Source organism: Micromonospora lutea, from assembly GCF_016863535.1.
GTDB classification, from domain to species: Bacteria; Actinomycetota; Actinomycetes; order Mycobacteriales; family Micromonosporaceae; genus Micromonospora; species Micromonospora lutea.
In genome coordinates this window covers 1-5,882 of the sequence record NZ_BOPB01000046.1, presented here as the reverse complement: position 1 = coordinate 5,882, position 5,882 = coordinate 1, and the positions used below count along the sequence as shown (strand labels likewise).

The window sequence follows — 5,882 nt, the reverse complement described above, 5'->3', positions numbered from 1 at the left end:
CCCCCCGGCGAGGCGGGGGAAATCGTCGTCACCGGACCGGGCGTCAGCCAGGGTTACCTGGGCCGGCCCGAACTCGACGCCCAGCGGTTCGTCCGGCTGCCCGGTGACCCGACACGTTCGTACCGCTCCGGTGATCTGGCCGTGCTGGTGGAGACCGGCGAGTACGAGTACCGGGGCCGACAGGACGACCAGGTCAAGATCCGTGGCTACCGGATCGAACTCGGGGAGGTGCACGCCGCCTTCGCCGACGTCCCCGGTGTCCGGCAGGTCGCCGTCACCGCGGTCCGACCCGGTACATTCGCCGACCCGGTGCTGCGGAACCGTCCCGTGTCCGTGGAGATCACCGATGTGCGGGATCTGCTGCGCGGTGAGGGCCGCCGCGCCCCGTCACCGAGTCTCGGGCCGCGGATCGTGGCCCACCTGGTCGCCGACGACCGACTCGACCCCGGTGAGCTCTTCGCCCGGCTTCGGGAACGGCTTCCGAACTACATGATCCCGTCGTTCATCGTGCCCGTCGACGCCATTCCGCTCAACCAGAACGGCAAGGTCGACCGGGACCGGCTACCGGCCGCCACCCCCGCGAACAGCCTGCGTGAATCCCGCCCGGCCGACGCTGACACGTCGGGCAGCCTGGTGACCCTCATCCGCCAGATTTTCGCCGAGGTGTTGGGCGTACCGAGCGTCGGCAGCGACGACTCGTTCTTCAGCGTCGGCGGTGACTCGATCGTGGCGTTGCGACTGCGTGCCCGCGCGCAGGAGTACGGCGTCACGCTGAACCTCGCCGACATCTACGCCTCGCCGACACCGGCGGGTCTGGCCGCCGTCGCCGGCCATGAGCAGGTGCCGTCGGAGAGCCGCCCACCGGTGCCGCCATTCAGCCTGATCGACGCGGCGGACCGCGCGGCGCTACCGGACGGGGTGACCGACGCCTATCCGGTCAGCACGTTGCAGGGCGGCCTGCTCTTCCACAGCGCCTACGACGCCGGCGTCAACATGTACTGCGACATCTTCATGTTCCGGCTCCGGGCCGGGTACGACCACCGCGCGATGGAGCAGGCTGTCGCGCGAGCGGTGGCCCGCCACGAGATCCTGCGTACCTCCTTCGCCTTCACCGACTACTCCCAGCCGCTGCAACTGGTGCATGGCTGCGTGCCGTCCCGGGTGACCCTGGTGGACCTGCGGCAGCAGAGCGCGGAGGAACAGGACGCGGAGCTGAGCCGGTGGCAGCTGCGGGAGCGGCAGACCGGGTACGACTGGAGCGTCGCCCCGCTGATGCGGTTCACCGTCCACCTGCTGTCGCCCGACGAGTTCCAGTTCTCGGTCAGTTTCCACGACGCGTTGTTGGACGGGTGGAGCGAATCGTCGCTCATCACCGAAATCCTCGCCGACTACTGGCACCTGCGGGTAGGGGACCAGCCGGTCAGCGTTCCACCCCGACGTCGGTACGCCGACTTCATCGCGTTGGAACTGGAAACGCTGCGCGATCCGGCGATCCGAGAGTTCTGGGCGCAGGAGCTGAGCGGGGTGGAGCCGACCCTGCTGCCGCGTCGCGCCGGTGCGGCCGGCACGGCCGCCCGCAACGAGATCGGATTCCTCAGCGTCGAGGTCGACGCGGACCTCTCGGCGGCGCTCGACGATCTCGCCGCGCGCTGTGCCGTGTCGCTCAAGCACGTGCTGCTGGCGGTGCACGCCCGGGTGCTGTCCATCGTCACCGGCCGGTCCGACCTGCTGTTGGGTGTGGAGTCGAACGGACGTGTCGAGGAGGAGGGCGGGGCCGAGGTCATCGGCGTGCACCTCAATCTGCTGCCGTACCGGCTCGTTACCGCCGACGCGACCTGGTTGACGCTGATCCGGGCGGCCTTCGCCAAGGAACAGCAGCTGTTGCCCGTCCGGCGGTTTCCCTACGCCGAACTGCAGAGGCTCAACGGCGGTCGGGAGCTCACCGACGTCAGCTTCAACTACACGCACTTTCACAGCTACGAGCAGTTGGCGGCCGACACGTCCCTGCGGGTCGTGGACGCCAAGGCGTACATCCAGACGGACTTCGCGCTGCGTACCGAGTACAACAAGGACCCGTTCACCAAGCTGCTCTCGCTCGACCTCGAAGCGGATCTGCACCGGTTGACCGAGCAGCAGGTGCGACTCATCGCCGCGCTCTACCGCAACGCGTTGGCCGATGTCGTCGCTCGTCCCGATACCGTTCCCAGCCGACGCACGTTGCTGGGCGAGACGTACTGGCGGGAGCTCGTCGCCGGTTTCGGACCACCCGCCCGGCCGCTCGGCGCGCCCGGCTACTTCACCCTGCTGGCGGAGTCGTGCATGACCCACGCCGAGGCGGTGGCCGTGCGCTGCGGCGAGGACTCGCTGACCTATTCGGCGCTTGCCGTACGCATCGGGCAGGTGGCGGCCCGGCTGGCGCAACTCGACGTCGCGGCCGGGACCGTCGTCGGCATGTCGGCGCAACGAAGCATCGACTCGTTCGTCACCGCGTTGGCGGTGATGCGCCTCGGCGCGGTCTATCTGCCGCTGCCCTCGGGGCCGCCGTCCAGGGTGGCGAGCATGCTGCGGACCAGCCAGGCTGCGGTGCTCCTCGGTGACCAGCAGAGCCAGGAGACGATGCGGCAGGCGGCCGGGCGGACGCCACTGCTTCTCCTCGACGAGCTGGTGCACACCGACGGGGAGCAGGAAGAATACGCCGGGCCCCTGCCCGGGGGGCGGTCCGCTGCCTACGTCATCTTCACCTCCGGCTCGACGGGAGAGCCCAAGGGCGCGACGATCCGCCATGACGGCATGCTCAACCACCTCCAGGCGAAGATCGGCACGCTGGGGATCAGCCCTGGCGACCTCGTCTCCCAGGATGCCGCCGCCACCTTCGACATCTCGATCTGGCAGATGCTCGCGCCGCTGGCGGTGGGTGCCACCGCCGTCATCTACCCCGATGCGATCAGCCAGGACCCACCGCGCCTGCTCCGTGCGGTCGCCGAGGACGGCATCACCGTCTTGGAGGTCTCACCCACGGTGCTGAGCGTCTTCAGCGCCGAACTGACCCACTACGGCGTGGCTGCCTTCCCCCCGTTCCGGCTGCGCTGGGTGGTCTCCAGCGGGGAGACGCTGACCCCGAAGAGCGCCAACGCGTTCCGTCGGCACCTGCCGCAGGTGCGTCTGCTCAACATGTGGGGTGCCACTGAGGTGTCCGACGACTGCACCCACTACGAGATCATCGGGATGGCCGACGAGCGGGCCGCCTCGGTGCCGGTGGGCCGTCCCATCGACAACGCCAAGGTCTACGTCCTCGACGCACACCGGGAACCGGTGCCGATGGGCACTCCGGGTGAGCTGTACGTCGGAGGGCTCTGCGTGGGGGCCGGCTACGTCAACGACGCTGAGCGCACTGCGGCCGCATTCGTACCCGACCCCTTCGCCGAGGAGCCCGAGGCCGTGGCCTATCGGACCGGCGACCGGGGTCTGCTTCTCCCGGACGGGAATCTCGAATTCCTCGGCCGGATCGACAAACAGGTCAAGATTCGCGGACACCGCATCGAGCTGGGTGAGGTGGAAGCGGCTCTCGCCGCGATCCCGACCCTGCAGGAGAGCGTGGTCACCGTGCGCTCCGACGGTGAGCACGGTGACCAACTCGTCGCGTTCTTCGTCCCGCAGACCCGGGAAGGCACCGCTGCGGCGGGTGCCGGATCGAGCCCGTCGCGGGTCGAGGTGTCCCTGCGGGAACTGCGCGACGAGTTGGCCACCACGCTGCCTCGCTACGCGGTACCGGATCACCTGGTCGGTCTCGACGCGCTGCCCCGGACCCCGCACGGCAAGGTCGACACCCGGGCCCTGGCGCAGTGGCGACCGGCACCGCTGCCGGATCAGACCGACAACCTCGAACCGGCGAACGAGACCGAGGCCGCGGTGATCGACGTCTGGCGGACCGTCCTGCGGACGCAGGCGGACCCCGGTCCCTTGACCGACTTCTTCGGGCTGGGCGGTCACTCCCTGCACGCGGCGCAGGTGATGGCCCGGCTACGGGATCGCTTCGGGATGGATCTGCCGATCCGCCTGCTGTTCGAGAATCCGAATCCTCGGGCCCTGGCCCAGCAGATCGACAGCAACGCCGGCGACGGGCAGGCGCCCGGCGGGATGCGCATCAAGCCGACACTTCCTCGTCCGCACCGTTTCCCGCTCGCCGCCAACCAGGCCGCCCTCTGGTTTCTGTGTCAGGTCGACCCGGAGGACCGCTCCTATGACAACACCGTGCTGCTGCACCTGTCCGGGACGCTGGACATTCCGGCGCTGCGCACCGCGATCGCGACCCTGACCAGCCGGCATGAAATCTTCTCGATGCGCTTCGGCAACGAGGAGGGCAGCAGTTACCAGCAACCGGTCCCGGGAGTGGCCGTCGAGTTGGAGGTCGTGGATGCGACGGGGGAGCAGCTCACCGACCCGGCGGCGATGACGGCGTACGTACGGGATCGGGTCCGCGACGACCTCGTGCTGGACCTGACCAGCGGACCGGTGGTGGTCGCCCGCCTGTTCCGCTTCACCGCCACCGAGCATGTGCTCCAGTGGAGCAGTCACCATGTGGTGTCGGACGGCTGGTCGACCAATGTGGTCTTCAACGAGATCACCGAGGCGTACCGGGCGCACCGGCAGGGACGCCGACCCCGACTGCCGGAGCTGCCGATCCAGTACGCCGACTACGCTCTCTGGCGGCATCAGCGGGCGCTGGCGACAGGTGACGCGGAGGTCGACTTCTGGCGCACCTACCTGAAGGACTACTCCGGTGACCTCGGCCTGGTGACGGATTTCCCGCGAACCGAAGATCGCAGCCGAGAAGCCGGCTACGTCGCTGTGCGATGGCCGTCAGGGCTGTGGGAGGGCACGCAGCGAGCCGCACAGCAGGCGGGCGTCACCACCTTCATGCTGCTGCACAGCGCGGCGGCGATCGTGCTGAGCCGCTTCGCCCAGCACACCGACATCGTGTTGGCCGCCCCGGTGGCCGGACGTGACCTACCCGAGACGGAGAACCTGGTCGGGTACTTCGCGGACACACTGCCCTTCCGCTACCGGGTGGAGCCGCACGTCACCGGCGCCGCCCTGATGAACTCGGTCGCGGCCAGCGCGTTGTCCGCCTTCGACCATCAACACCTGTCGTTCCAGGAGATCGTGCAGGCGGCGCAGCCGCCCCGGGTGCCGGGCGTGCCGACACTGGTCCAGGTCATGGTCGCCGTGGACAACTATCCACTGGACCTCAACGACCTGCCCGGGGTCACCGGTCGGCTGGCGCAGCTTCCCCCGGCGACCGCCCTCTTCGACCTGCTGTTCCGCTTCGTTTTCGACACGGAGCTGGAACTGTCCGCGCAGTACGACGCGACGCTGTTCACCCGTGCCACCATCGATCGGCTCCTTGCCGCGATCGGCCGGGCGCTGGAATTCCTGATCACGCACCCCGACATGAAGCTCTCCGAGATGCGGCTCATCGATCAGGATGACCTGGTCGAGCTGGAGCGCCTCTGGCGTGAGATCAGCGGTGACGACCTCGACTTCGGCAAAGCGGCAGCGCAGATTGTCGAATCTCCGTCCTGGCCGGACTATCTGGCGGCGGTTCAGGCTCGGCAGGGCCTGCTCGCAGCGCTGCTGCTGGCGTTCTGACCCATCGACACCATCTGTTCGACGAAGGGCCAATCGTGAATCAGGGTTTCGCAGATCTGCTGCGTCAGCGAGTGATCCAACGTAGTCAGTCGGAGTCAGTGGTGGCCGACGGCGATTCGAGCGTCGTGCAGGCGGTGTCGTCGGTGGGGCGGGCGCGGAGTTTGGTGGCGGCGTTTGGGGAGACGGTGGGGCGTTTTCCTGATCGGGTGGCGGTGCGGTGTGGTGGGCGGGGC

At 68.7% G+C, this 5,882-nt stretch carries 1 protein-coding gene; it reads left to right on the top strand.

The features are described 5' to 3' along the window. On the top strand, window positions 1–5,649 hold a 5,649-nt coding region (locus tag Vlu01_RS27220), incomplete at its 5' end, for a non-ribosomal peptide synthetase (RefSeq protein ID WP_204004980.1). Window positions 5,650–5,882: the final 233 nt, after the last annotated feature.